Raw genomic sequence first — 24,658 nt, 5'->3', positions numbered from 1 at the left:
GGATGATGCCCGTCGTGCGGGAGTTCCGGCTGCCCGACCTCGGTGAGGGACTCACCGGGGCGGAGGTGGTCCGCTGGATGGTCGAGGTCGGCGACGTGATCGCGGTCGACCAGCCGGTGGTGGAGGTGGAGACGGCCAAGGCCGTGGTGGAGGTGCCCTGCCCGTACGGAGGGGTGGTCACCGCGCGGTACGGCGGGGAGGGCGAGGAGATCGCCGTCGGCGCGCCGCTGGTGACGGTCGCGGTGGCGCCGGCCGACGGCGGTGCGCTGGACGGTGGTGTGCTGGACGGCGGTGTGCTGGAGGGTCCGGGCGCTGCGTCCGACGCGGCTACCGTCGCGGAGGTCGAACGGCCGCTGGTCGGGTACGGCGTCGCCGAGAGCAGGGGCACGCGGCGGCGCCGGGTCCGCGGGGCGGGTGTGGGTGTGGCGCCGGCTGTGGCCCCGGCCCCGGTCGCCGCCGCTTCGGATCCCGCTGGTCCGGCGGCTCCAGCCGCGCCGGCCGTGGTGCCGGTGATCTCGCCGCTGGTGCGGCGGCTGGCCCGGGAGCAGGGGGTCGACCTGGCCGCGCTCACCGGGAGTGGTCCGGACGGACTGATCATGCGGGCGGACGTCGAACGGGCGGTCGCGGCCAAGGTGGCGGCCCCGGCGGTCGCCGCGCCCGCCGCGGCTCCGGTGGCCGGGGCGGAGGTCGTCCCGCTGCGCGGACTGCGCAAGGCGGTGGCCGAGAAGCTCAGCCGCAGCCACCGGGAGATCCCCGCCGCGACCTGCTGGGTCGACGCGGACGCCACCGAACTGATGGCGCTGAGGCGGCAGTTGAACGCTACTCCCGGTCCGAAGGTGAGCGTCCTGGCACTGCTGGCCCGGATCTGCACGGTCGCGTTGGCGCGTTTCCCGGAGCTCAACTCCAGTGCGACCGAGGACGGTTCGGGAATCGTCCGGCACTCGGCGGTGCACCTGGGCTTCGCCGCACAGGGTGAACGCGGCCTGGTCGTCCCGGTGGTGCGGGACGCGCACCGCCTCAGCACCGAGCAACTCGGCGAGGAGCTGGGCCGGTTGACCGAGTCGGCCCGCAAGGGGTCGCTCACTCCGGCCGAACTGACGGGCGGCACCTTCACGTTGAACAACTACGGGGTGTTCGGCGTGGACGGCTCCACGCCGATCCTCAACCACCCTGAGGCGGCGATGCTCGGGGTCGGCCGGATCGTCGCCAAACCCTGGGTGCACGCAGGGGAGTTGGCGGTACGCGAGGTCACCCAGCTGTCGTTCACCTTCGACCACCGGGTCTGCGACGGAGGGACGGCGGGCGGCTTCCTGCGCTTCGTGGCGGACTGCGTCGAGCAGCCGGGGATGCTGCTACGGCAGCTGTGAGCAGGGGGCTGTGACCAGGCGGGGATCGCCCTGGGTGTGCTGCTCGGCACTCAGGGCGACCGCCGATCGAGCGAGAGTAGCGCGTTTCCGGGCCGGGCGTCCGGGCTTCGCGCGATTTGTCGGATGAGTACTTCGGGCGTGCCACGCTGCCTAGGCATCAGCAGAGCCAAGCCAGGTGGTGGCGCAGGCCGGCCGGAGGCGAAACGATTCTCTTGGGTACTCGAAACGTAGCGGTGAAGTCCCGCAGAACACTCCTGATCCGCACCGGGCACGGCTCCGCAGGGGCCGCCTCCGTCCCGGGACTGCCGGAGCTGCCGCCCGAGCCGAAGGCGGCGGAAGACCCGGTCGAGGCTGAGTCCGTCCGGCCGCCGGCGCCGCTGGACCCGCCTGACCTCCCGCCGCTGGTGCCGGCGGAGGCGCCGACGGCCGTCCTGCCGAGGGCTGTCGGCGCCGTGCCCGCTGCGGACGCCGTGGCTCGGTTGGGTCCCGTGCCCCGGTTGGGTCCCGTGCCCGTCCATCCGGTGATCCCGGAGCGGCCCTCCCAGCCGCCGGCCGTGCCCGCGCCGAGCTACCCGGCGCCGCCCGCGACCACTGGCACCGCGCCCGCCTTCCAGCCCTTGTTCACCGACGCGCCGGGCCTCAACTGGTCGGGGCAGGGGGACAGGTGGAGCGAAGCCTGGGCCGCGCAGCCGCCGGCCGCCGCCCACCCCGCGCACGGCCCCCACCCCGCGCACGCCCCGCACCCGCCGGTCGGGTTCTCCGCCGACGCGCCGGGCAGCGCTCCGCAGGGCGGCCCCGCCGTCGGACTCCCGCTGACCCCGCACGACCTCGAACTGATCCTGGCCAGCCTCGCCGTCGTCGAACCGGTCGCCGACCGGGCGACCGCGCACTTCTACGCCCTGCTCTTCCTGCGCCACCCCGAGGTCCGCTCGCTCTTCCCCGCCGCGATGGACGTCCAGCGCGACCGGCTGTTCCGCACCCTGCTCTCCGCCGCCCGCGGCGCGGGGGACGCGGCGGCGCTGAGCGCCCGGCTGGGCGCGCTCGGCCGTGGCCACCGCCGCTACGGCACCCTGACCGGCCACTACGCCCCGGTGGGGGAGTGCCTGGTGCAGGCGCTGGCCGCGTACGCGGGCAGCCGGTGGGACGCCGACACCGAACTCGCCTGGCGCCGGGCCTACCGGCTGATCTCCACCATCATGATCGAGGCCGCCGGGGAGGCCGCCCGCACCTCGCCGCCCTGGTGGCAGGGCGAGGTCGTCCGGCACGAGCGCCGCACCCGGGACGTCGCGGTGATCACCGTCCGGCCGGACCAGGCCTACCCGTTCCGGGCCGGCCAGTACTGCAGCCTGGAGACGCCCTGGTGGCCACGGGTCTGGCGGCACTACTCCTTCGCCTCCGCGCCCCGCCCGGACGGACTGCTGACCTTCCACGTCAAGGCCGTCCAGGCGGGCTGGGTGAGCAATGCGCTGGTGCACCGGGCGGCCCCCGGTGACGTGCTGCGGCTCGGCCCGGCGGGCGGTGCGATGACCGTCGACCACACCGCCGGCGCCGACCTGCTCTGCCTCGGCGGCGGCACCGGAATCGCCCCGATCCGCGCGCTGGTCGAGGAGGCGGCCGAGTACGGCGCGCCCGGCCGCAGCGTCGAGGTGTTCTACGGCGCCCGCCGCGCCGCCGAGCTGTACGAGCTGGACGGCCTGCGCGAACTGGCCGCGCGCCACCCCTGGCTGACCGTCCGGCCGGTGCTGTCCGGCACCGGTCCGGTCGAGGGCGGGCTGACGGGTGAACTGCCCGAGGTGGTGGGCAGGTTCGGGTCCTGGGCCGGTCGCGACGCGGTGCTCAGCGGACCGCCCGCGATGGTCCGCCGCGGCGTCGAGGCGCTGCTGCGCGCGGGTGTGCCGGCCGGGCGGATCCGTCACGACCTGGTGGGGGACCTGGCGGCGGGCTGAGGTTCAGCCGAGGTCGGGAGCGAGGAGCGCCCGGATGCCCTCGATGTTGGCCGCCAGGTACGCCCGCAGCCTGGGCGGGACGACGTTCACCGAGGTGACGCCCTCGCGCGTGAACGGCAGCCGGACCACCTCGTACTCGCCGTTCGGGTCGGACACCTCGGGCCCGTGCCGGCGGCTGAGGTCCATCGAGGCCAGCCGGCAGACGAAGAAGTGCTGCACCTTGACGCCGTGCGGGTGCGGCGGGGCGCCGTCGTCGGTGAGGGCACCCCCGGCCGGAGGCTGCGGGAGGGGGTGGCTGATGGTGTCGACGAACGCGGGCACCACGTCCACGACCTTGGCGCCGAGCTCCTCGTCCAGTTCGCGGTGCAGCGCCTCGACCACCGTCCGGTCCTCGCGCTCGACCCCGCCGCCGGGGGTGATCCAGTACGGGTGCGGCGCCCCGGGCCGGACCCGCCGGATCAGCACGATCGAGGCCGGGCCGTGAGGATCGTCCGTGTCCAGCTCCAGCAGGATCGCCCGGGCCGTGCGCTTGACGACCGGGCGCGGTGGCGGGGTTCGGTTGTCGGGGCCCATGGCGACCTCCGGGGCTGGAGCGTTGTGCGGGAGTCTCCCGCGTCGGGCGGGGGTCGAAACGCCGACTCGGTCGGCCGCGTCCGTTTTCGCCGGAAGTGCGGGGTCGGGCAGGCCGGCCAGGAGGGAGGTACCGGCGTCATGCAGCACGGCACGGTCCAGGGGCACCTGGTGATGGAGCTCGTGGTCTCGTCCGGGGCGTCGGTCGGTGTCGCGGTGGAGCTCGCGTACGAGCCGGGCGACCCGTACGCCGTCCGGTTCACCTTCCACCTGCCCGGTGGGGCGCCGGTCAGCTGGGTGTTCGCGCGCGAGCTGCTGCGCGACGGCCTCAGCGGGCCCGCCGGTGAGGGGGACGTGCGCATCCGTCCGGTCGGAGGTGAGCCCGGCTCGCTCCGCATCGTCCTGCACTCGCCCGACGGGCGGGCCGTGCTGCGCGCCCCGGCGGTGCCCCTGACCGCCTTCCTGGCGTGCACCGAGCGGCTGGTGCCGGCGGGGCGGGAGCTGACCGAGCGGGAGCTCGACGCCCAGCTCGCGGGCATCCTCGGCGGGCGCGGGGACGCGGGTTGAGGGCGGAACGGCGAAGGGGCCCGTCCCCGGGCGGAACTCCCGGGGACGGGCCCCTTCCGGGCCCGCGCACGACACCGGTCAGTCGTCGTCCAGGGCCAGGTGCAGGCCCCAGGAGACCAGACTGATGATCAACGAACCGACCAGGGCGGAAACGAAGTTGACCACGTGGAAGTCGAGCGACAGCTTGGTGGACGCCCAGGAGGTCAGCAACAGCATCAGGGCGTTGATCACGAACGTGATCAGACCCAGCGTGAGGATGAACAGGGGGAACGAGAACAGCTTCACCACCGGCTTGATCAGCCAGTTGACGAGGCCGAAGACCACGGCGACGGCGAGCACCGTCAAGGCCTTGTGCTGCCAGTCGGCGCTGCCCTGGGCGAGTTGGATACCGCTGACGATCCAGGCGGCGACCCAGATGGCCACCGCGTTGATCAGTGTCTTGATGACGAAACCCTTCATGCCGCCCAAGAGTGGCAGGGCCCGGCCCCCGGGGGAAGCTCCCGCCGCACCCGGTGGTGTTGAATGCACCTGGTCCACGCGGTGTGCGGACGAGGGAGGACGCGGCGGTGAAGCTGTTCCGGCTGGACGAACTGGACGCCGAGCGGGCGGCCAACGACGGTGCGTACCTGCGGTTCCTGCGCGAACCGCGGATGTCCGCCGGGCTGTACGCCCTCTCTCCCGGCGACACCGACCCGCAGACGGCGCACGACCAGGACGAGATCTACCAGGTGATCAGCGGTCGCGCCGAGTTGACCGTCGGCGCCGAGACCGCGACCGTCGCGCGCGGCACCGTGGTGTACGTCCCAGCCGGCACCCCGCACCGGTTCCACCACATCACCGAGGAGCTGCGGGTGCTGGTGGTGTTCTCCCCGCCGGAGGACTGAGCGCCGTCCGCCCTGGGCCGTCCGCCCTGGGCCGTCCGCCCCGGAGCGTTCGCCCTGGGAGGCCGTTCGCCCGGGAGGCCGTTCGCTTAGGGTCGTCGGTATGAGCCGAAGCCTGACCGAGGAGCTCTGGGCGTCGATCGAGCCGATCTACGCCGAGATCCTCGCCCACCCCTTCATCGGCGGCCTCACCGACGGCACCCTGCCGCGCGAGGCCTTCCGCCACTTCGTCGTCCAGGACTCCCACTACCTGCGCGACTACGCCCGCGCGCTCGCCGTCTGCGCCGCCAAGGCGCCCGGTGAGGAGGACGTCCGGGCCTTCGCCGACGACGCGGTCGGTGCGCTGGCGGCCGAGCAGGGCATGCACGCGGAGTTCCTCACCGCCTTCGGCGGCACCGCCGAGGAGGCCGCCGCCGAGCCGGTGCTGCCCACCACCCGCGCCTACACCAGCTACCTGCTGGCCACCGTCTACGGCGGGTCCTTCGCCGAGGCGCTCGGCGCGGTGCTGCCCTGCTACTGGATCTACGCCCGGGTCGGTGACGCACTGCTCGCCCAGGGCTCCCCCGACCCGCTGTACGCCAAGTGGATCGCCACCTACGGCGACGAGGCCTTCCAGTCCGTGGTGCGCCGGGTGCTGGCGCTCACCGACCGGATCGGCGGGGAGCTGTCCGCGGCCGAACGCCGCCGGGTCGTCGAGCACTTCGGGACGACCTCGCGCTACGAGTGGATGTTCTGGGACGCCGCCTGGCGCGGGGAGCGCTGGCCGGTCTGACCCCCGTCCGGGGGCGCCCCCGCCCCGTTCTCTAGGGGGTCACCCCGGGGGCGTGGATCGGGGTGATCTCGGGGTTCTCTCCGGGCCGTTGGGCCTCGTTCCGGTGCTGGGACCACCGTACGATCGAAGCATCGAAAGCAAGCGGGATGCGGCACCGGACGGCAGCCGACCCGAGGGGAGAAGAGGAACCGACATGGCCGAGCTCTGGAAGTCGCTGCCCTCCTGGGTGCGCAACATCGTCATCCCGGTGCTGGTCCTGGTGCTGGCCTGGAACGTCATCGCCTTCGTCTTCGGCGTGGTCGGCGCCCTGCTGAGCATCGTCATCAAGCTGCTGGTCGTGGTGGGCATCGCGGCCGCCGTGGTGATCCTGGTGAAGAAGGCCGCGAGGAACTGAGCACGGCGCGCACGTCCGGAGGCCCGGCACCCCGTCCGCGGGGGCCGGGCCTCGGCCTTTCACGGCCGTCCGCCTCCCGGGGCCGTCTGGACCTGCGGCGACCGGATCGCTACGGTGTTGGGCGTCATGTGCAGGCAACACCGCCTGCGGACGCGGGAGCTCGGAGCACCGGGCTGAGAGGGCGCTGACCGGGACGTCGACGGACGGACCGACGGCTGCGTCGACCGCAGGAACCTGGACCGGATAATGCCGGCGTAGGGAGTAGAGGTCAGATGACCACGTTCGAAGCACAGCCGCAGCCTGCCCGGAGCGCCCCCAGCAGCGAGCGCACCGGCTACCCGACCCCGGCCTGGCACAAGGCCTACCGGAGCGGCTCCCGCCCGGACCTCCGGGTGCCCTACCGCGAGGTGCGGCTCACCAACGGCCGGACCGTCCCGCTGTACGACACCTCCGGCCCGTACACCGACCCGACGTACGAGCCCGACGTGCGGCGCGGCCTGCCCGCGCTGCGCGACGCCTGGATCCGCCAGCGCGGTGACGTCGAGGAGTACGACGGGCGCGAGCCGCGCCCGGAGGACGACGGCATCAAGCACACCGCGCCGCGCGGCGGCAACCTGCGCAACCTGGACGCCGTCTTCCCCGGCCGCCCGCGCCGCCCGCTGCGCGGTCGCGGCGGCGCCGCCGTCACCCAACTCGCCTATGCCAAGCGGGGCGTGGTGACGCCGGAGATGGAGTTCGTGGCGCTGCGCGAAGGCCTGGAGCCCGAGTTCGTGCGCGCCGAGGTGGCTCGCGGCCGGGCCGTCATCCCGGTCAACGTGAACCACCCGGAGGTGGAGCCGGCGATCATCGGCACCGACTTCCTGGTCAAGATCAACGCCAACATCGGCAACTCCGCGGTCACCTCCTCGATCGAGGAGGAGGTGGAGAAGATGACGTGGGCCACCCGCTGGGGCGCCGACACCGTCATGGACCTCTCCACCGGCCGCAACATCCACACCACCCGCGAGTGGATCCTGCGCAACTCCCCCGTGCCGATCGGCACCGTGCCGCTCTACCAGGCCCTGGAGAAGGTGGACGGCAAGGCCGAGGAGCTGAGCTGGGAGGTGTACCGGGACACCGTCATCGAGCAGTGCGAGCAGGGCGTCGACTACATGACCGTCCACGCCGGCGTGCTGCTGCGGTACGTGCCGCTGACCGCGCGCCGCAAGACCGGCATCGTCTCGCGCGGCGGCTCCATCATGGCCGCGTGGTGCCTGGCGCACCACGAGGAGAACTTCCTCTACACCAACTTCGAGGAACTCTGCGACATCCTGGCGCGCTACGACGTCACCTTCTCGCTCGGTGACGGCCTGCGCCCCGGCTCGATCGCGGACGCCAACGACGAGGCGCAGTTCGCCGAACTGCGGACCCTCGGCGAGCTCGGCCGGATCGCCCGCGAGCGGGACGTCCAGGTGATGATCGAGGGCCCGGGCCACGTCCCGATGAACAAGATCAAGGAGAACATGGATCTCCAGAAGGAGATCTGCGACGAGGCGCCGTTCTACACCCTCGGCCCCCTCACCACCGACGTCGCCCCCGGCTACGACCACATCACCTCGGGCATCGGTGCCGCGATGATCGCCTGGTGGGGCACCGCGATGCTCTGCTACGTCACCCCCAAGGAACACCTGGGCCTGCCCAACCGGGACGACGTCAAGACCGGCGTGATCACCTACAAGATCGCCGCCCACGCCGCCGACCTCGCCAAGGGCCACCCCGGCGCCCAGGCCTGGGACGACGCCCTCTCCGACGCCCGCTTCGAGTTCCGCTGGGAGGACCAGTTCAACCTGGCCCTCGACCCGGAGACCGCACGCGACTTCCACGACGAGACCCTCCCCGCCGAACCCGCCAAGACGGCCCACTTCTGCTCGATGTGCGGCCCGAAGTTCTGCTCGATGAAGATCTCCCAGAAGATCCGCGACGAGCACGGTGGGGGCCCCTCCCGGCCGGAGGCTGGGGGAGGCTCCTCCGCCGTCGAGTCCGGCTACGACGCCGAGGCGCTGGCCGGGATGCAGGCCATGTCGGACGAGTTCAAGGCCCACGGCAACCGGGTCTACCTCCCGCTGGCGGACGGCTGACCACTGCCGTACAACGGGGTGCTCTTCCGGGACTCCAGGCGTCCCGGAAGAGCACCCCGTCGTCCTGCGGGGCTCCTGCCGCTGCGGTGCTCCGCCGGGCTGAGCAAGCCCGGCCCGGCGACGCCGCCCGGAATGCAGAGGGCCGCCGGGGGCTGCACCGTCGACGGCGGCGCCCCTGCCGGTTCGGCACGCGGCGGCCGCTCACCATCCGGCGTAGTCGGCCGGGCGGTCCCGTTGGGCGGGCACCCGCGGCGCCGCGTCGTCCCGCTCCCCACCGTGGCGGCGGCCGGGCGGGACTTCGAACAGGGTGCGCAGCGCGTCGGCTTCGGCCAGGGCCTGCGGGGACGGCGGGCGCGGGGTGTTCCGTCGGCAGGCCGGGGCGTCGGTGGGCGCCGGTGTCGGGTGCCGGTCCAGTGCGGTGATGGCGCCGCCGTGCTCGACGACCGTCAGCCCGGCCCCGGCGGGGGCGAGCGGGCAGTGGGCGATGACGGCGCCGGCGGGTGTGGCGATGGACAGATGGGGCTGGTCGAGCCAGTGGCGGACCTCGACCGGAGCGCCGACCAGGTGCTCCGGCACGGCGTAGAAGTTGCCGCGGAAGGGCACCAGCCCCTGGCTGGTGACGCTGCGACCGGCGCGGACGCGGACCGGGTAGGGCGTGGGGGGCAGCTCCCGCAGTGCGAAGCCCGGGCCGCCGGCCGTGGGGGGTGCGCCGTCGGTGCTTCCGCCCCGGGTGCCCAGGCGCGCGGCCAGTCGGTCCAGGCCCTGCTGGGCCTCCTGGAGGGTCGTGTCGGCCGTCATCTCGCGCCACCAGGAGCGGAGGGCCTCATCCAGGGTCCGACGCGCGTACGAACGGCGGTCGGTCGGCAGGCGGCACTCGACGCGCACGCCGTAGTGTCTGGCCACGTGGCCGAACGCCGGTGCCACCCGGTCGGTCTTCTGGCACCACACGGTCGGAGTCCGGCCGAACCGCCATCGCCCGGGGGTGCCGCCGAGACGTCTCAGCACGACGTCGACGGCTTCCACCAGGTGGGGCAGTTCCTGGTCCTCCGCCAAGGCCACTGACCAGCGGCCGACACCGTTGCCCACGCCCGTGCCGGGGCCGGTGAGCGAGCCCAGCAGCAGGCGGGCCCGGCTGCCGTAGCCCCAACCCGCCGGCGGTTCGGGAAGGCGCAGCCAGTCGAACTCGACGGCCAGCCCGTTCCGTTCGGACAGGGACCGGCTGCTCGCGGCGATGGCCGCCTGCTGGCACTGCTCGCAGCCCGGCCGTGCGCGGTGTCTGCGCAGGGCCCGGGTGAAGGTCGAATAGCCGCCCGCGTAGCCGAGGTCGACGGCCTCGTCGTAGAGGACGGTCGCCGGAAGGTGCGGGTCATCGGCGAGTCGCTGGCGGCAGTACGGCAGGAACCGGAGGAAACCGTCCTGGGAGGAAATTCGGATGCCCGGGGTTCGATCACCGCGAAGGTAGGATCTCACCGTTTTCCGGTCGCGCCCGAGGTGTCGGGAGATTCTGGTTATTGACCATCCTTGGCGATGGAGCTTATCCGCTTCCCGATATTCCTTCCAGCTGAGCAAGAAGCCTCCCGGGATCGAAGTCGGGCCGTCGAAAGTCGACGAATATGCCAAGGGCAATTCGCAAACATAGCACCACGGAAAGAGAAGAAACGTTTCTATTGCAATTCTTTTACTTGGGGAATTTTGGCGAGCGGCGCCTGTGATGAGTATAGAAGTACTCCGCTCCGTCTGTTCGATGGTGTACCGTTGTCGGCGGAAAAAGTTTTACCCCGGCTCCCATTTATTGGGTAATTTTGCGGAGCATCTTCGATATCGAATATAGAAGGACGCCCGGATGTCGTAAAACTAGGCCAGCCACTTCTCGTTGATGAACGCGTGACCTCACAATGCCTGCCCCATGCCCCGTCACCCCCCGTACGGGAGCCGGTCGCTCCGCTCGGAGCCTGGCTCTTCGTCCCCGATCGCCGGAACGCCGTGGGCGACGTGTCCACCGGCTACCTCTCGCGCAACGGCGAGCGCGTCGTCCTGTCCCACACCTCGCGTCCGTTGGCCGAACTCGTGCGGAGGATCAGCCAGTTGGAGAGCGACTTCGCCACGCGGATCGCCTCCCTGATCTTCTCGGACGCATCATGACGCCGCCCGCCGCACCGGGATTCCCGGCGCGGCCCGGGGCGGGCGGCCGGACCGAGCCGCAACTGGACGACCACATGGGGGGCGTGCCGTGTACGACCGTGTGACCGAACTCCTCGACCCGTACGGAGACCGCGGCTACGGTGAGCCGAACGGCGAGGCGTGGGCCGGTCCAGGCGGCCGTGTCCGCGAGGCCGGCCACCCGACGGGCGACTGGTACGACGACGGTTTCGCCTATGACCTCGGCACCGCGTACGGCGATGCGCAGGCGTTCAGCTCCCTCGTCTCCTCGGCCGGCGGTTGGGGGCCCGAGACGGCGTACGTGCCGCCCCCGAGAGCCCCCGTCGACCCGCCCGGCCCGACCGGAGCCGGCCGACCGGACGGCCTGCCGGCCTCTCGGCACCGCCGACGCCCCGCCTTTCCCCGCCCGGCCTGGCCCAACCTCATCAGCTCCGTGTTCGGCGCGCTGACGGCGATCACTGTGACTGCGGCCTGCGCGCTGGGCTGGGTGTTCTCCTACGGCCCCTTGCAGGAGATGGCGTTCTCGCGCGTGCCGTGCGGCCTGTCGCAGTTGTGGCCGGTGGTCGTCTACGGGCCCTGGCTCGCGGGTGGTCTGTCGGTTCTGCGCGCCGTCCAGCACGGGCGCCAGCCGTTCCACTCCTGGGTCGTCGTCGTGCTCTTCTCCGGCCTCGCGGCCGCGCTGTGCATCGCCGACGTCTCCTGGACGCCGTCCGCCGTCGTCGTCGCCGGGCTGCCCCCACTCACCGGCGCCATCTCACTCCACCAGCTGGTGCGCCAGCTCACCGCCGCCCGGAGCGCGCGCCATGGGCTCGACCGGCCGGCCGGGCACCGGGCGCGCCGGTGAATCCGCGGCAGTGGGCTGCGGGTCGACGCGTGGCGATGGGGCGAAGGGGTGACTGTTCGCCGGTGTCGTGCGGGCCGCCTCCGACGAGTGTCCGGCCCGGGGCAACCGGGTCCACCCGCTGCGGGCCGGCCGGCCGGCGGTCCGACAGGGTGCTGTCCCGGCCCACCCCTGTGGGGCCGGGACAGCAGCCGGTGTGGGGGCGCGGCGGTCAGCTCGTGGCGTCCTGGGGGTACCAGCGGAGTTCGACGGTGTTGCCGTCCGGGTCCTGGACGTAGACGGAGGTGGCGCTGCCACGGGCGCCGTAGCGGCTGACCGGGCCGTCGACGACGGTGAACGTGCCGGCGTCGATCACCTCCTGCCAGTCGAGGGGCTCCACGGTGAGGCAGATGTGGTCGACGTTGGATTCGTGCCGGGGGCGGTGGAACAGGTCGATGATCGTCTCGGGGGTGACCCGGACGGAGGGGAACGAGACCTTGCCGGCCCGCCACTCGTCGACCCGGACGGGTTCGAGGCCGAGGAGTCCGGTGTAGAAGGCGAGCGACCGCTCGATGTCGCTGACGTTGAGGACCAGGTGGTCGAGGGCGACGACGCGCATGGTGATCGGCTCCGGTTCGGGGTGGCGGGGTGGGAACGGGTTCAACGATCCTCCGGTCGGTAGCGGTGATCAACATCGGATGGACATACGATCGTTGAGCCGGATTTAACGATTGCCGGTTCAACGACGGGGGAGACATGCTGGAGCGGCTGGAGATCGAGGTCTTCCTGGCCCTGTCCGAGGAACTGCACTTCGGCCGGACCGCCGAGCGGCTGCGCCTCAGCACCGGGCGGGTCAGCCAGGTGGTGAGGGCGCTGGAGCGCCGGATCGGCGGCCCGCTGTTCGAGCGCACCAGCCGGTCCGTCCGGATCACGGCGGTGGGGCGGCAGCTGGCCGAGGACCTCGCGCCGGTGGTGGCCGCGATGGAGGAGGCGGTGCGCCGTGCGGTGGACGCCAGCCGGGGGGTGACCGGGCAGCTGCGGGTCGCCTTCCTCGGGGAGTGGACGGCGCCGGTGCTGCTCCGGGTGGTGGCGCTGTTCGAGGAGCGCCACCCCGATTGCCGGGTGGACGTCCGCGAGGTGCAGCTCGCCAACTCCCGGGCAAGCCTGGAGGACGGCTCGATCGACGTGCTGGTCGCCTCCTACCCCTTCGACGGCATGGTGCTCGGGCCCGTCGTGCTCACCGAGCGGCGTGCCCTGGCCGTTCCCGCCGGGCATCCGCTGGCCGCCGAGGCCTCGGTGTCGCTGGAGGTGCTCGCCGACCACCCGGTGGTGCAGTACCCGGCGGTGACCTCGGTGGGCTTCAAGCGCGACCGCACCCCCGACCGCACGCCGTCGGGCCGCCCCGTCCCGAAGGGGCCGGCGGGCGGGACCTTCTCCGAGATGCTCAGCCTGGTGGCGATGGGCCGGGGCGTCCTCCCGGTCGGCGAGCACTGCCGCCGGTACTACCCGCGCCCTGATCTCGTGTACGTACCGATCCACGACGCCCCGTTGATCCGGCGCGGGCTGATCTGGCGGCGGGGCAACAGCACCGCACGGGTCCGGGAGTTCGCCCGGGCCGCGGCGGACGTGGCGGACGTGGCGGACGTGGCGGACGTGGCGGAGGCCGGGGACGCCGGTAGTACTCCGGTATGACGGCCGATCCGGCTCTCCGGTGTGACGATCGGCGGGGTGGTGCGGCGGGAGGATGAGGACAACAGCAGAGCGAGGGTGAGGAGCCCGGGGATGTCCGCGATCCACCGTCAGTTCGGCGCCGACATGGGCACCGTCGTCCGCGACGCCGTCCGGGCCGGGCTGGCACTGCCGGCCGGCGCGGTGGGGGCCGTGCTGGGCCTGACCGGGCAGTCCGGGCGGGCCGCACGGTGGCAGCAGCGGGTGTCCGGCGGCCGGGGCTGGACGGGCGGCCGGGTGCTGGCCCGGGTGGTGCTCGGTCTTCCGCTGGACGTGGCGGCGCTCGTGGTCGTCGGCTACGCGCTGTTCAACTCGGTGCGGAACTTCGGCTACCCGATCTGGTACCTGCACACCGACTACCACCACGCCTGGGGTGGCCCCACCATGGCCGGCGTCTGGACGGTGCACGCGCTCGGCTGGGCGCTGACCCTGTACGTGCTGCTGCGCTGGCCGGTGCGGTGGATCGCGAACGGCCAGCGGGCGCTGTCGGCCCGGCTGTCGGTCCGGCTGGCGGCCCAGCGGTCGGACGGCCGGTCGGACGGCCGGCCGGCGCGCAGCGGCGTCGTGGCGGCGCCGCGGGCCGCCTGACCGGCCGGGCCCCGACTCAAGGCCGCGGCACGGCTCAACGCACGTCGTCCGGGCCGGTGAAGTCCGGCGAGGTGTAGCCGGGGCCGGTGAAGTCGGGGGTGGTGAAGGCGGCGGGCCGGGCGGTGCGGCCCTCGGCGTCGGTGGAGCCGCCGTTCGGCCCGGGGCCGGTGAAGTCGGGGCCGGTGAAGTCGGGGCTGTCATAGTCGGGCGGGGTGAAGCCCGGGGCGGGGCGGCCGGGCACGGCCGGCAGGTGGGTGTGCAGGTAGGGCAGCAGGCCGTGGTCGCGCAGGGCGGCGCGCCACTCGGCGCGGGCGGCGGCGAGTTCGGCGGCCAGCTCCCGGTCGAGGCCGGCCGGGACGGCGGCGCCGCCGCGTATGGCGGTGAGGAGCAGCCCGATGGTGCCGACGGCCATCGCGACGACCCCGGCGGCGAGCGCCACCCAGCCGGCGGTGACCAGGGAGCGGGCGAGGGCGAGCCTGGAGTCGGCGGCGCGCAGCAGGTAGCCGATCAGCAGCAGGACCAGCGCGGCGGACCAGGCGAGGATCGGCGTGAGCACGGTGAGGACGGGGAACAGCCCGGCGCCGTCGTTGCCCGAGCGCAGCTGGCTGAGCAGGCGCGGAGCGTACGGCTCGACGTCGGCCGGCGGTGGGGGCGCGGTGCGCAGGCTGTCGCGCAGCTCGGTGTAGTGGGCGTACTCGGTGGCGGCCGCCGCGTTGACGCGGTCGGCGTCGCGCAGTGCGCGGACGCGCAGTTGGTCGGTGGTGAGCGCGCCGGGGGCGCGCAGGGCGGTGAGGACGGTGCGGTCGCGCAGGGCTTCGCGGAGGAGGCGCTCGTACTCCGGGCGGTCCTCGGCGAGCAGCGGCGGGGGGTTGGACATGGGGACCCCGTTCATGCGGACCCCGGCCGGCATCGAGGAAGGACGCGCATCGAGGACGCGGGGCCCCTCAGGACGCCGAGACGGGCGCGGAGGCGGGCCGCCGGACGGGCGGCCGGGTGTGGTGTGCCTCATGGTAGGGGCGGGTGCGGCCGTGCTGACAGTCGGTTTCCGGAATTTCGCGCCCCGGGCCGCGCGCACGCGGCTACTTGCGCGCCGGGAACAACCGTTCGAAACGAGACATCAGTTGATCGCGGATCAGATGATCCGACCGGTAGGGGTGCTCAGATCGGCAGCCGCGCGACCAGCAGCCGGCCCTCCATGGTGACCCCGCCGTCCATCGCCACCGCCAGGTCGTCCGCGTAGACGTACGGCCCCGGGATGTGCGGCGGCTGCCCGTCGTCCGCGTGCACCGCGCCGGTGAGGTACGGGATCGGGCTGTGCCCGTGCACGATCCGGGTCCCGCCGTAGGTGTCGAGCAGCTCGTGGACGGCCGTCGGTCCGGCGTCGCCGCGGAAGGCGAAGCGCTTGGTGAAGCGGCGGAAGCAGTCCCACCACTCGTCCACGCTGCCGTCCGCGAGCACGCCGTGCACGGCGTCGTTGACGTCGGGGATGGACTCGCCGTACTCCAGGTACGCGGTGGTGTCGGAGTGGAGCAGCAGGTGCCCGTCCTCCAGCGCGATGGCGGGCAGCCGGGAGAGCCAGCTGATGTGGTGGGCCTCCAGCCGGTCCAGGTCGTTCTGCTGGCCGCCGTTGAGCCGCCAGGCGGCGAGGAAGGAGGCGGTGCCCGCGGTGGACTGGACGGGCTCGTCGCCGTACTTGGCGGCGCCGAGGAAGAGCAGTTCGTGGTTGCCCATCAGGGCGCGGCAGTAGCCGCCGGCGGCGGCGGCCTCGGCGGCGAGCTGCATGACCAGGTCGATGACGCCGATGCCGTCCGGGCCCCGGTCGGTGAAGTCGCCGAGGAACCAGATCCGGGCCCGCCCGGCGGACCAGTGGCCGTCCTCGTCGATCAGGCCCTGGTGGCGCAGTTCGGTGCGCAGTTCCTCGAGGTAGCCGTGCACGTCGCCGACGACGTAGACCGGGCCGGGCGGCTCGCCGGGGCCGGGGGCCGGGTACGGGTAGGTCGGCGCGGAGGGGTCGGGCAGCGGCGGGCCGAGCTCGATGGTGGGCGGGTCGTCGCGGCCGGGGAGCTGGAGGGAGGGGGAGGGCTGGTCGGGCAGGGTGGGCTCGTAGCCGGGGCGGTCGTCGTATCCGCCGCGGTCCTCGTATCCGCCCTGTTCCTCGTAGTTCCCCTGCTCCTCGTAGCCGTTGCGGTCCTGGTAGCCGTTCGCGCCGTCGTACCCGTTCCGCTCCTCGTAAGTGCCCTGCTCCTGGTAGCCGCTCTGCTCCTCGTAGCCGTCGGCGGCGCCCTCGTAGCCGCCCTGGCCCTGGGGCGAGAACGCCGGGGTCTGGTCGGCGCCGAGCCCCTGGGCGTGCACGGTGTGGCCCTGCCCCTGACCGTCCGCGGGCCAGTGCTGCTCCAGGTAGCGCGCCCCGCCGTAGCCGCTGTAGGTCTCCGCGTCGTACGGCGCCCCCTGGTAGCCCGGCGCGGGCTCGGGTTCGTAGTAGGTGCCGTACGGCAGCACGTCGAGGTCCGGCTGGTGGCGGGGGCCCGGGTGGGGGTGCTCGGGCCCGGGGAAGCGGTCCTCGGGAGTCATTCGCCCATCATAGGAAGACCACTCTCCCGCCGTCGTCACCTGGTGGGTATCCAATCCTCCGGAGCGTCAGCCGGGCGGTCACGCAAGGTCCGTTTTGTCCCGGCTCGGTATGGTCTCGTCAGCGCCTCGACGGCTGCCGGCCCGGTCCGTGGAAGGTCCGGACCTTGTTTGACGGGGGCGGTCCGGGGGGGCTGTCCAGGGCCGGTTCGGGGCCGGTCCAGAGCGGCGCCCGGGCAGGCGCTGGTGGGCGGGGGGAGGCCCCGTCACACCTCGCCCGGCGGCCGGGGCGGGCTGACGGTGGTGCGCGGGCTCCGTCGCTGGGAGGAGGCGCGGACGATCAGTTCGGTGGGCATCAGGGTGCCCGGCGGCGGCCCGTTCCCCGCGGTGCGGAAGCGTGGCGGGAAGAGCCGGGCGATGTCCACGCCGGTGCCGGAGTCGACGCCCTCGATCGCGTCGATGAGCAGGTTGACCACGGTGGTGCCGATCTTGCGCGGCTTGAGTGAGAGCGTGGTGATCGGCGGTTCGGTGGTGGCGTAGACGTCGCTCTCGCTGCAGCAGACCAGCAGCAGGTCGTCCGGCACCCGCAGGCCGTACCGGCGGGCGGCGGCGAGCAGGTCGGTGCCGTTGGGGTCGAACAGTCCGTAGACGGCGTCCGGCCGGTCGGGGCGGGCGAGCAGCCGGTCGGCGGCCACCGCGCCGGCCGCCGGGTCGTGCGCCGGGTAGGTCTCGTACACCGGCTCCTGGCCGACCTTGCCGCACCAGCCGAGGTAGGCCTCGGTGGAGAGCCGGGTGTAGGTGTCGGTGCTGGTGCCGGTGAGCAGGCCGATCCGGCGGGCGCCGGCCTCGGAGAGGTGGTCCAGGATGCCGAGCACGGCGGCCTCGTGGTCGTTGTCGACCCAGGCGGTGACCGGGCAGTTGCCGGGTTTGCCGTCGCTCACCACCGGGACGCCGGACCGGTACAACTCGCTGACCAGGGGGTCCTGGTCGGGCGGGTCGATCACCACGGTGCCGTCCAGGGCGATGTTGCCCCAGACGTCGTGGCGGGAGGAGGCGGGCAGCACCACCAGCGCGTAGCCGCGGCCGAGGGCGGCGCTGGTGGCGGCCCGGGCCATCTCGGCGAAGTACGCGAACTCGGTGAAGGTGAAGGGCTCTTCGCCGTAGGTCGTGACGGTCAGCCCGATCAGGCCGGACCGTCCGGTGCGCAGGGTGCGGGCCGCCGCCGAGGGGCGGTAGCCGAGGCGCTCGGCGACCTCGCGCACCCGGCTGCGGGTCTCGTCGGGCAGGCGGCCCTTTCCGTTCAGCGCGTCGGAGACGGTGGTGATCGACACTCCGGCGGCTGCTGCCACATCCCGGATGCCGGCCCGCTCCAGACGCCGTGAGGTGGTGGGACGCCGACCGCTCTGGTTGGCTGCTGCTGTCATGGCGGACCGATCGTATGGCTCCTGACAAGGGTCTGTGACCGGCGCATCGGGAGCCTTTGGAGATACGTTTCTCCATGAACGAGCCAGGGTGCGCCCCTTCGATACCCGCCTGAAACCAGCCGTCTTACCTCTGACATGTGCCATTGGAACCCTGCAGAATGGCTGATCCGCGCCTGTAACCCGTCCGGGCATCTCACTCCTACGGGTGAGGGGCGGTCGGTATCGTGCAAGGCACCCGACCGGGGTGGTCCGGGCGCGTTCCGATGTCCCCGGGCACGGCGGTGATCCCGACCGTGGCACGGCGGGGCGGACCGGAGAGACACGAAGGAGTACGACCGTGAGCAGTGGTACGTCAGCGCAGGGCCCGCGCCTGCGGCCGACCCTGGACGGCATCCCCACCTACAAGCCCGGCAAGCCGGCCGGCGCCGACGCCTACAAGCTGTCCTCGAACGAGAACCCCAACGACCCGCTGCCCGGCGTGCTGGAGGCGGCGATCGCGGCGGCCGGCTCGTTCAACCGCTACCCCGACATGGGCGTCAGTGAGCTGACCGCCGAGCTGGCCGCCCGCTTCGACGTGCCCGCCGAGCACATCGCCACCGGCACCGGCTCGGTCGGCGTCGCCCAGTCGCTGGTCCTCGCCACGGCCGGCCCGGGCGACGAGGTGATCTTCGCCTGGCGCTCCTTCGAGGCCTACCCGATCATCACCCAGGTCGCCGGCGCCACGCCCGTCCCCGTGCCGATCACCGCGGGCGGCGACCACGACCTCGACGCGATGCTGGCCGCGGTCACGCCGAACACTCGGCTGATCTTCGTCTGCAACCCCAACAACCCCACCGGCAACGTGATCCACCGCGCCGAGCTGGAACGCTTCATCGACGCCGTGCCGAGCGACGTCCTGGTGGTCGTCGACGAGGCGTACATCGAGTTCATCCGCGACCCCGAGGTGCCCAACGGCATCGACCTCTACCGCGACCGCCCGAACGTCTGCGTGCTGCGCACCTTCTCCAAGGCGTACGGCCTGGCGGGCCTGCGGGTCGGCTTCGCGATCGCGCACGAGCCGGTGGCGAACGCGCTGCGCAAGACCGCCGTCCCGTTCGGCGTCAGCCAGCTCGCCCAGGACGCCGCCGTCGCCTCGCTGCGTTCGGAGCAGGCGCTGCTGGCGCGGGTGGAGGCGCTGGTCGGCGAGCGCGACCGGGTGGTCGCCGGGCTGCGCGCCCAGGGCTGGGAGATCCCGGACTCGCAGGCCAACTTCGTGTGGCTCTGGCTCGGCGACCGCTCGGCGGACTTCGCCGTCGCCTGCGCCGAGGCGGGGGTGATCGTCCGGCCGTTCCCGGAGGGCGTGCGGGTGTCGATCGGGGAGACCGAGGGCAACTCGATCTTCCTGGCGGTGGCGGAGGCCTTCCGTAAGGAGATCGAGGGCTGAGGTCCTTCGGCGGGCCGCCGGATCCGCGCGGGTTCGCGCGGGTTCACGCCGGTTCGCGGGGCTTCGCGCGGGGCGCACTCCACGGGGGTGCGCCCTTGCGGCGTTTCCCGGGGGAGCGTGGGGGCACACTCCCCGAGCGTTGTCTGAAGATGCCCTCCCGGATGGCTGGGGATCGCTGGGAGGGCGCTGGGAGTTCGGCCAACGGCCGGCCACGATCGGGCCAAGGTGCCCGCGCGGGGCGGGCGAAGGGTCCGCAATGCCCGGATCCGGCCGGTCAGTCTGCTCCCAGCCCGTGCCCAGGGCTCCGCAAGAGCGCCCCGCGAAGCTGTCCGCCATGAAGGTGCTCCCACGGCGGCGAGGCGCAGTCCTCGTCAACTCCGCGCTCGGCGTGGCCCTGCTGGGCGGTGCGGCCCTGGCCTACGTCACGGTCAACGGCAGCGGCGGTACGGCCGCGGCCAAGCCCGTCGCCCGTACCGTGACCGTCGCCAAGGGCACGGTCCTGGCCACGGTGTCCGGGACCGGCACCCTGGTGTCGCCGACCGACGCGGCCCAGGACTTCACCACCGGCGGGCGGCTCACGGCCGTCAAGGTCGCGGTCGGGGACACGGTCAAGAAGGGGCAGGTGCTCGCGACCGTCGACACCACGGCGGCCCAGCAGCAGGTGGACGCCGCCCGGGCGGCCCTCACCACGGCCAACGCCAACCTCACCAAGGCGCAGGCCGGGGTCACCACGACGACCACCGAGCCGCTCCCGCCGTCCTCCGCGTCCTCGAGCGCTCCGTCGGGCTCGGGTACGGCTTCGGGCTCCGGCGCCGGCGGCGGTCGCGGGGCGGGCGGGAGCAGTACGCCCGCCCCGCAGACCACCACCATCACCACCACCAAGGTCGACGACGCGGCCGTCGCCCAGGCCCAGCAGCAGGTCGCCACCGCGCAGGCCAACCTCACCAACGCCCAGGCGGCGCTGGCCGGCACCACCTTGACCGCCTCGGTGGACGGCACGGTCGCCTCGATCTCGGCGAAGGTCGGCGACACCGTCGGCGCCACCGCCGCCGGCTCCTCGTCCTCCTCCTCCGCCGCCAAGTCCACGGGCGCGAGCGCGGGTTCCGCCGCCCCCAGCGGCTTCATCGTGCTGACCAACCCGACCGGGATGCAGGTCACCGCCAACTTCTCCGAACTGGACTCGCTCAAGCTGAAGAAGGGCGAGGCGGCCTCCGTCACGCTGAACGCGCAGTCCGACACCAAGCTCAACGCGACCGTCCTGTCGGTCAGTTCGCTGCCGGTCAGCAGCTCCGGCGGCGCCGCCGGCTCGTCCGCCGTCCAGTACTCGGCCACGCTCCAGCTCAGCGGGGACACCAGCACCCTGCGCACCGGCCTCAGCGCCACCGTCCAGGTGGTCACCGGCGAGGCGGACAACGCGCTCTCGCTGCCCACCTCCGCCCTGTCGGGCACCGGCTCCTCGCGGACCGCGACCGTGGTGCACACGGACGGCAGCACCGAGCGGGTCACCGTCGGGGTGGGCGTCGAGGGCGACAGCACCGTGCAGGTCGTCTCCGGCCTGAAGGAGGGCGACAAGGTCGAACTCCCCACCACCAGCGGCACCAACGGCTTCCCGAACGCCTCCTTCCCCGGCCTCGGCGGCGGGTCCGGCGGCCGGGGCGGCGCCGGTGCCGGTGCCGGTGGTGCCGGGGCCGGCATCCCGGGCGGGGCCGGTGGCGGCGGGGCCGGCGGCGGTCGCGGTGGCAGGGGCTGAGCCATGCGTCACGTCATCGACAAGCGCGTCCCCGCGAAGCCCGTCCCGGTGATCCGGATCAGCCGGCTCACCAAGTCGTACGGGCACGGCGACGCCACCGTGCACGCCCTGCGCGGCCCGGACGACCCGGCGGCCGGCGGCCCGGCGGGCGTCAGCCTGGACATCGAACAGGGCGACTACGTCGCGGTGATGGGCAGTTCCGGATCCGGCAAGTCCACCCTGATGAACATCCTCGGCTGCCTGGACGTCCCGACCTCCGGCCGCTACCTGCTGGACGGCATCGACGTCGGCCACCTGGACGAGCAGCAGCTCTCGCTGGTCCGCAACCGCAAGATCGGCTTCGTCTTCCAGTCCTTCAACCTGGTGCCCCGCACCACCGCCCTCGCCCAGGTCGAACTGCCGCTCGCGTACGCGGGCGTGCGCGCCGCCGAGCGGCGCCGCCGGGCGCTGGCCGCGCTCTCGCTGGTCGGGCTGGAGGAGCGCGCCGGGCACAAGCCCAACGAGCTCTCCGGCGGCCAGCAGCAGCGCGTAGCGGTGGCGCGCGCCCTGGTCACGGCCCCCGCGCTGCTGCTCGCCGACGAGCCCACCGGCAACCTCGACAGCCGCTCGACGGAGGAGGTGCTGGCCCTGATCGACGGGCTCAACGCCACCGGCCGCACCGTCGTGCTGATCACCCACGAGGACGAGGTCGCCCGGCACGCCAAGCGCGTGCTGCGGCTGGTCGACGGGCAGATCGTGAGCGACGTCCGGCAGGCACCGGTCGACGGGCCGCCGCCCGCCCTGCTCCAGGTGGGGGTGCCGGCGTGATCCTCTGGCAGACGCTCCGCTTCGCGGTCGGCGGCCTGGCCGCCAACAAGGTGCGCTCGGCGCTCACCATGCTGGGGGTGCTGATCGGCGTCGCCTCGGTGATCCTGCTGCTGGCCGTCGGCAACGGCTCCTCGCAGGCAGTGAAGGACTCCATCACCTCGCTCGGCACCAACTCGCTGACCGTGAGCGCCGGTTCGGCGGCCGGTGGCTCGCGGGCCACCTCGTCGGTGAAGAAGCTGACGGTCGCCGACGCCAAGGCGCTGGCGAGCGACACCGACTCGTCGGCGATCAAGTCCGTCGCGCCCGTGGTCACCACCAGCGGCACGGCGCTGTACGGGAACGTCTCCTACAGCCCCGGCTCGATCGTCGGGACGTACCCTGCGTACTTCGAGACCGCCAACCAGAAGGTCGCGCGCGGCGAGTACTTCACCGACGACGACGTGCTCGGCTCCCGCAAGGTCGCGGTGCTCGGCGCCACGACGGCCAAGCAACTGTTCGACGCCGAGGACCCGGTCGGGAAGAAGATCGTCCTCGGTGGGGCGCCGTTCACCGTGGTGGGCGTGCTCCAGGCCAAGGGCGGCAGCGGCTTCACCGACCCCGACGACGTGGTGATCGCACCGCTGCCGACGGTGCAGAACGCGTTCACCGGCTTCGGCCCGGTCAACCAGATCCTGGTGCAGGCGGCGTCGGCCGACAGCACGACGGCGGCGCAGGCCGAGATCACCCGGGTGCTGCTCGGCACGCACGCCATCGCCGACCCGGCCAAGGCCGACTTCCGGATCACCAACCAGGCGTCGCTGCTCACCGCCCGGGAGAGCACGACCAAGACCTTCACCGTGCTGCTCGGCGCGGTGGCGGCGATCTCGCTGCTGGTCGGCGGGATCGGGATCACCAACATCATGCTGGTGACGGTCACCGAGCGGACCCGGGAGATCGGCATCCGCAAGGCGCTGGGCGCGCCGAGGGCCGTCATCCTCGGGCAGTTCCTGACCGAGTCGACCCTGCTGTCGGTGATCGGCGCGGGGCTGGGCGTGGCGGCGGGCATCGTCGGCTCGCACTTCAGCATCGTCGGCATCAAGCCGGTCGTGATCCCCGAATCGGTGCTCGGCGCGTTCGCCATCGCCGTCGCCATCGGGCTGTTCTTCGGCAGCTACCCCGCCAACCGGGCCGCCGCACTGCGGCCGATCGACGCCCTCCGTCATGAGTAGGAGCACTTCTTCGATGAACCAGGCCGATCAGGTTGCGCTGCTTTCCACGCCCCCGGACGCGCGGGACGTCAGCGGTGAGCTGGCGGCACCGCCGCGCCGCAAGCTGCCCTGGCTCAGCCTGGCACTGGCCGGTGGCGTGATCGCCACGGGGGCCTTCGCGGGCGGCGTCTGGTACGAGAAGGGGGACGCGCCCAGCGGGAAGTCCTCCTCGCCCCGGGCCGCGGCGGCCGCGCCCTCTGTGGGCGGGTACGGGCAGAACGGCGGTCGCCGGGGTGGCCAGGGTGGCCAGGGCGGGTTCACGCGCGGCACGGTCAAGGCCGTGGACGGCAACACGGTGTACCTGACGGACGCCAACGGCAACACCATCAAGGTGACGACGACGGACTCGACCAAGGTCCAGCTCAACAAGGAGGGCAAGGCCGCCGACCTCCAGCCCGGCCAGAGCGTGACGGTCGTGGGGACGCCCGACTCCAACGGCGGCTACAACGCCAGCCAGCTCGTCGAGGGCGCTGCCGGCGGTGGGTTCGGCGGTGGTGGCGGTGGCTTCACCGGTGGCGGGAACCGGAACCCGTCCGACGGCTGACCCGGAGCCGTCGGACCCCCGCGAGGCCCTCGCCCTGCTCGGGGCGAGGGCCTCCGCGTGTTCAGCGCCGCTCGTCCCGCTCTTCTGGGCGGGGCATCTTCAGGGTTGCCACCACGCCCAGGGCGACCGTGGTGATCGCCAGGCCGAGGAGCGCGAGGAGCAGCGCGCCCACGAAGAACCTCACCGGTCTCGGTCCAGGTCGCGGAGCAGGTGGAGGAGGTTCAGCAGAGTACTGACGGGGGCGTTGCCGAAGTCGACCAGGATGCGGCCGTCGAGGGTGGTCTCGGGGGTGGCGGCGGAGCCCCAGAGGAGGCCGTGCGGGATGCCCCGCCGGTGCAACTCCCCCAGCAACGCGGCGATCTGGATTCTGCTGTACTCGCGCATGCGGGGATCTTCCGGGGCGATGGGGTCACAGCTCACGACGCGAAGTCCAGCTCGTACCAGACACTCTTGCCGCGCTTCTGCGGGTTGACGCCCCAACGGTGGGTGAGGCCTTCGACGAGCTGGAGGCCCCGGCCGGTCTCGGCGAGGCCGGCGGGCGTGCGCTGGTGCGGGAGGGCCTCGGACTCGTCGGAGACCGAGACATGGAGGGTGCAGCCGAGGATGGAGAAGAAGACGACGGGGGCGGTCGTGTCCCCGTACCGCCAGGCGTTGACGATCAGTTCGGCGAGCGCGAGCTCGGCGTTGAAGATGGTCTCGGGGTCGCAGTTGTTGCGGGTGAGGGCGGCGCGGAGGGCCTGCTTGGAGAGGGTGAGCGAGGGCGTGTTACGGGTGCACACGGGAACCTCCGTGAGCCGGTGGTGGTGGGAGAGAGAAGCCGTGAGCGAGGCCAGGACGGGGGCTGGTTGCTCTTCGGCGCGGGGGCAGCAGGCGCCTACTACCTCGGGCTTAGGAGTCATCTCATTTGGAGAGTCTGCGGTAGCAGATGACGGCCACGGCGATGCTGGCGAAGGCTGCGAAGTGCTCGCCCTTGCGTTCGTAGCGG

26 protein-coding genes are annotated in these 24,658 nt (G+C 72.9%); 16 read left to right on the top strand and 10 right to left on the bottom strand.

The window, feature by feature from the left end:
* Window positions 1–5 precede the first annotated feature (5 nt).
* Together ACZ4WV_RS10990 and ACZ4WV_RS10985 are read left to right on the top strand one after the other, a co-directional pair.
* Entirely contained in the window at window positions 6–1,367 is a 1,362-nt protein-coding gene (locus ACZ4WV_RS10990; protein ID WP_465745292.1) for a dihydrolipoamide acetyltransferase family protein, read from the top strand.
* A 506-nt stretch (window positions 1,368–1,873) separates the two neighbouring features.
* The gene (locus ACZ4WV_RS10985; RefSeq protein ID WP_465745060.1) at window positions 1,874–3,313 is read left to right on the top strand and encodes a globin domain-containing protein; all 1,440 of its coding nucleotides are present in this window, start codon (window positions 1,874–1,876) and stop codon (window positions 3,311–3,313) included.
* 3 nt (window positions 3,314–3,316) lie between these two features.
* Here the strand turns inward: ACZ4WV_RS10985 and ACZ4WV_RS10980 are convergent, their stop codons facing one another.
* Window positions 3,317–3,886 carry an NUDIX domain-containing protein gene (locus ACZ4WV_RS10980; protein ID WP_465745058.1) on the bottom strand — a complete coding sequence of 190 codons (570 nt, stop codon included), beginning with the start codon at window positions 3,884–3,886 and terminating at the stop codon, window positions 3,317–3,319.
* Window positions 3,887–4,024: 138 nt separating this feature from the next.
* On the opposite strand from ACZ4WV_RS10980, the gene ACZ4WV_RS10975 reads away from it, so the two are divergent.
* Window positions 4,025–4,450: an SsgA family sporulation/cell division regulator gene (locus ACZ4WV_RS10975; RefSeq protein WP_465745056.1), complete on the top strand. Its 426-nt coding sequence runs from the start codon at window positions 4,025–4,027 to the stop codon at window positions 4,448–4,450.
* Between the two features lie 78 nt (window positions 4,451–4,528).
* Here ACZ4WV_RS10975 and ACZ4WV_RS10970 read toward each other — a convergent pair whose 3' ends face one another.
* Window positions 4,529–4,909 (bottom strand): phage holin family protein, encoded by a 381-nt coding sequence (locus tag ACZ4WV_RS10970; protein ID WP_465745054.1) that lies wholly within the window; start codon window positions 4,907–4,909, stop codon window positions 4,529–4,531.
* 107 nt (window positions 4,910–5,016) lie between these two features.
* Here ACZ4WV_RS10970 and ACZ4WV_RS10965 point away from each other — a divergent pair, with 107 nt between their 5' ends.
* From ACZ4WV_RS10965 to thiC, 4 genes are all read left to right on the top strand, one after another.
* Window positions 5,017–5,334: a cupin domain-containing protein gene (locus ACZ4WV_RS10965; RefSeq protein WP_465745052.1), complete on the top strand. Its 318-nt coding sequence runs from the start codon at window positions 5,017–5,019 to the stop codon at window positions 5,332–5,334.
* A 100-nt stretch (window positions 5,335–5,434) separates the two neighbouring features.
* The gene (gene tenA / locus ACZ4WV_RS10960) at window positions 5,435–6,103 is read left to right on the top strand and encodes a thiaminase II (protein ID WP_465745050.1); all 669 of its coding nucleotides are present in this window, start codon (window positions 5,435–5,437) and stop codon (window positions 6,101–6,103) included.
* A gap of 193 nt (window positions 6,104–6,296) precedes the next feature.
* Window positions 6,297–6,497: a DUF5326 family protein gene (locus ACZ4WV_RS10955; RefSeq protein WP_380400983.1), complete on the top strand. Its 201-nt coding sequence runs from the start codon at window positions 6,297–6,299 to the stop codon at window positions 6,495–6,497.
* A 272-nt stretch (window positions 6,498–6,769) separates the two neighbouring features.
* Window positions 6,770–8,614, top strand: a complete 1,845-nt coding sequence (gene thiC, locus ACZ4WV_RS10950) for a phosphomethylpyrimidine synthase ThiC (protein WP_465745048.1) — start codon at window positions 6,770–6,772, stop codon at window positions 8,612–8,614.
* A gap of 201 nt (window positions 8,615–8,815) precedes the next feature.
* On the opposite strand, the gene ACZ4WV_RS10945 is transcribed toward thiC, so the two are convergent.
* A complete protein-coding gene (locus tag ACZ4WV_RS10945) occupies window positions 8,816–10,183 on the bottom strand; it encodes a Mu transposase domain-containing protein (protein WP_465745046.1) in 1,368 nt (455 codons plus the stop codon).
* 414 nt (window positions 10,184–10,597) lie between these two features.
* On the opposite strand from ACZ4WV_RS10945, the gene ACZ4WV_RS10940 reads away from it, so the two are divergent.
* Both ACZ4WV_RS10940 and ACZ4WV_RS10935 read left to right on the top strand, forming a co-directional pair.
* Window positions 10,598–10,756: a hypothetical protein gene (locus ACZ4WV_RS10940; protein WP_465745044.1), complete on the top strand. Its 159-nt coding sequence runs from the start codon at window positions 10,598–10,600 to the stop codon at window positions 10,754–10,756.
* A gap of 88 nt (window positions 10,757–10,844) precedes the next feature.
* Complete coding sequence (locus ACZ4WV_RS10935; protein WP_465745042.1) at window positions 10,845–11,618, top strand: hypothetical protein; 774 nt, start codon at window positions 10,845–10,847, stop codon at window positions 11,616–11,618.
* 208 nt (window positions 11,619–11,826) lie between these two features.
* On the opposite strand, the gene ACZ4WV_RS10930 is transcribed toward ACZ4WV_RS10935, so the two are convergent.
* Complete coding sequence (locus ACZ4WV_RS10930) at window positions 11,827–12,213, bottom strand: VOC family protein (RefSeq protein WP_465745290.1); 387 nt, start codon at window positions 12,211–12,213, stop codon at window positions 11,827–11,829.
* 137 nt (window positions 12,214–12,350) lie between these two features.
* Here ACZ4WV_RS10930 and ACZ4WV_RS10925 point away from each other — a divergent pair, with 137 nt between their 5' ends.
* Window positions 12,351–13,286, top strand: coding sequence for a LysR family transcriptional regulator (locus ACZ4WV_RS10925; protein WP_465745040.1), 936 nt, complete (start codon window positions 12,351–12,353; stop codon window positions 13,284–13,286).
* 90 nt (window positions 13,287–13,376) lie between these two features.
* On the top strand, window positions 13,377–13,910 hold the full coding sequence (locus tag ACZ4WV_RS10920; protein WP_465745038.1) for a hypothetical protein: 534 nt from the start codon (window positions 13,377–13,379) through the stop codon (window positions 13,908–13,910).
* 34 nt (window positions 13,911–13,944) lie between these two features.
* Here ACZ4WV_RS10920 and ACZ4WV_RS10915 read toward each other — a convergent pair whose 3' ends face one another.
* From ACZ4WV_RS10915 to ACZ4WV_RS10905, 3 genes are all read right to left on the bottom strand, one after another.
* Entirely contained in the window at window positions 13,945–14,787 is an 843-nt protein-coding gene (locus ACZ4WV_RS10915) for a hypothetical protein (RefSeq protein ID WP_465745036.1), read from the bottom strand.
* 281 nt (window positions 14,788–15,068) lie between these two features.
* Complete coding sequence (locus ACZ4WV_RS10910) at window positions 15,069–16,481, bottom strand: metallophosphoesterase (RefSeq protein WP_465745034.1); 1,413 nt, start codon at window positions 16,479–16,481, stop codon at window positions 15,069–15,071.
* 263 nt (window positions 16,482–16,744) lie between these two features.
* On the bottom strand, window positions 16,745–17,902 hold the full coding sequence (locus tag ACZ4WV_RS10905) for a LacI family DNA-binding transcriptional regulator (protein WP_465745032.1): 1,158 nt from the start codon (window positions 17,900–17,902) through the stop codon (window positions 16,745–16,747).
* Between the two features lie 337 nt (window positions 17,903–18,239).
* On the opposite strand from ACZ4WV_RS10905, the gene hisC reads away from it, so the two are divergent.
* From hisC to ACZ4WV_RS10880, 5 genes are all read left to right on the top strand, one after another.
* Complete coding sequence (gene hisC / locus ACZ4WV_RS10900; RefSeq protein ID WP_465745030.1) at window positions 18,240–19,325, top strand: histidinol-phosphate transaminase; 1,086 nt, start codon at window positions 18,240–18,242, stop codon at window positions 19,323–19,325.
* Between the two features lie 334 nt (window positions 19,326–19,659).
* Window positions 19,660–21,075 (top strand): efflux RND transporter periplasmic adaptor subunit, encoded by a 1,416-nt coding sequence (locus ACZ4WV_RS10895; RefSeq protein WP_465745028.1) that lies wholly within the window; start codon window positions 19,660–19,662, stop codon window positions 21,073–21,075.
* Between the two features lie 3 nt (window positions 21,076–21,078).
* Complete coding sequence (locus ACZ4WV_RS10890) at window positions 21,079–21,882, top strand: ABC transporter ATP-binding protein (RefSeq protein ID WP_465745026.1); 804 nt, start codon at window positions 21,079–21,081, stop codon at window positions 21,880–21,882.
* Window positions 21,879–23,090 carry an ABC transporter permease gene (locus ACZ4WV_RS10885; protein ID WP_465745024.1) on the top strand — a complete coding sequence of 404 codons (1,212 nt, stop codon included), beginning with the start codon at window positions 21,879–21,881 and terminating at the stop codon, window positions 23,088–23,090. The genes ACZ4WV_RS10890 and ACZ4WV_RS10885 overlap by 4 nt, the downstream gene beginning before the upstream one ends.
* 13 nt (window positions 23,091–23,103) lie before the next feature.
* A complete protein-coding gene (locus ACZ4WV_RS10880; protein ID WP_465745022.1) occupies window positions 23,104–23,673 on the top strand; it encodes a DUF5666 domain-containing protein in 570 nt (189 codons plus the stop codon).
* A 61-nt stretch (window positions 23,674–23,734) separates the two neighbouring features.
* On the opposite strand, the gene ACZ4WV_RS10875 is transcribed toward ACZ4WV_RS10880, so the two are convergent.
* The 3 genes from ACZ4WV_RS10875 to ACZ4WV_RS10865 are packed head-to-tail and all read right to left on the bottom strand — an operon-like array spanning window position 23,735 to window position 24,452.
* Window positions 23,735–23,857, bottom strand: a complete 123-nt coding sequence (locus tag ACZ4WV_RS10875) for a hypothetical protein (RefSeq protein ID WP_465745020.1) — start codon at window positions 23,855–23,857, stop codon at window positions 23,735–23,737.
* The gene (locus tag ACZ4WV_RS10870; RefSeq protein ID WP_465745018.1) at window positions 23,854–24,057 is read right to left on the bottom strand and encodes a hypothetical protein; all 204 of its coding nucleotides are present in this window, start codon (window positions 24,055–24,057) and stop codon (window positions 23,854–23,856) included. The genes ACZ4WV_RS10875 and ACZ4WV_RS10870 overlap by 4 nt, the downstream gene beginning before the upstream one ends.
* Window positions 24,058–24,089: 32 nt before the next feature.
* Window positions 24,090–24,452: an ATP-binding protein gene (locus ACZ4WV_RS10865; protein WP_465745016.1), complete on the bottom strand. Its 363-nt coding sequence runs from the start codon at window positions 24,450–24,452 to the stop codon at window positions 24,090–24,092.
* Window positions 24,453–24,658: the final 206 nt, after the last annotated feature.

This window comes from Kitasatospora sp. NPDC029312 (genome assembly GCF_055569215.1).
The sequence above is the reverse complement of the archived record's forward strand: the minus strand, read 5'-3'. Positions and strand labels throughout refer to the sequence as shown.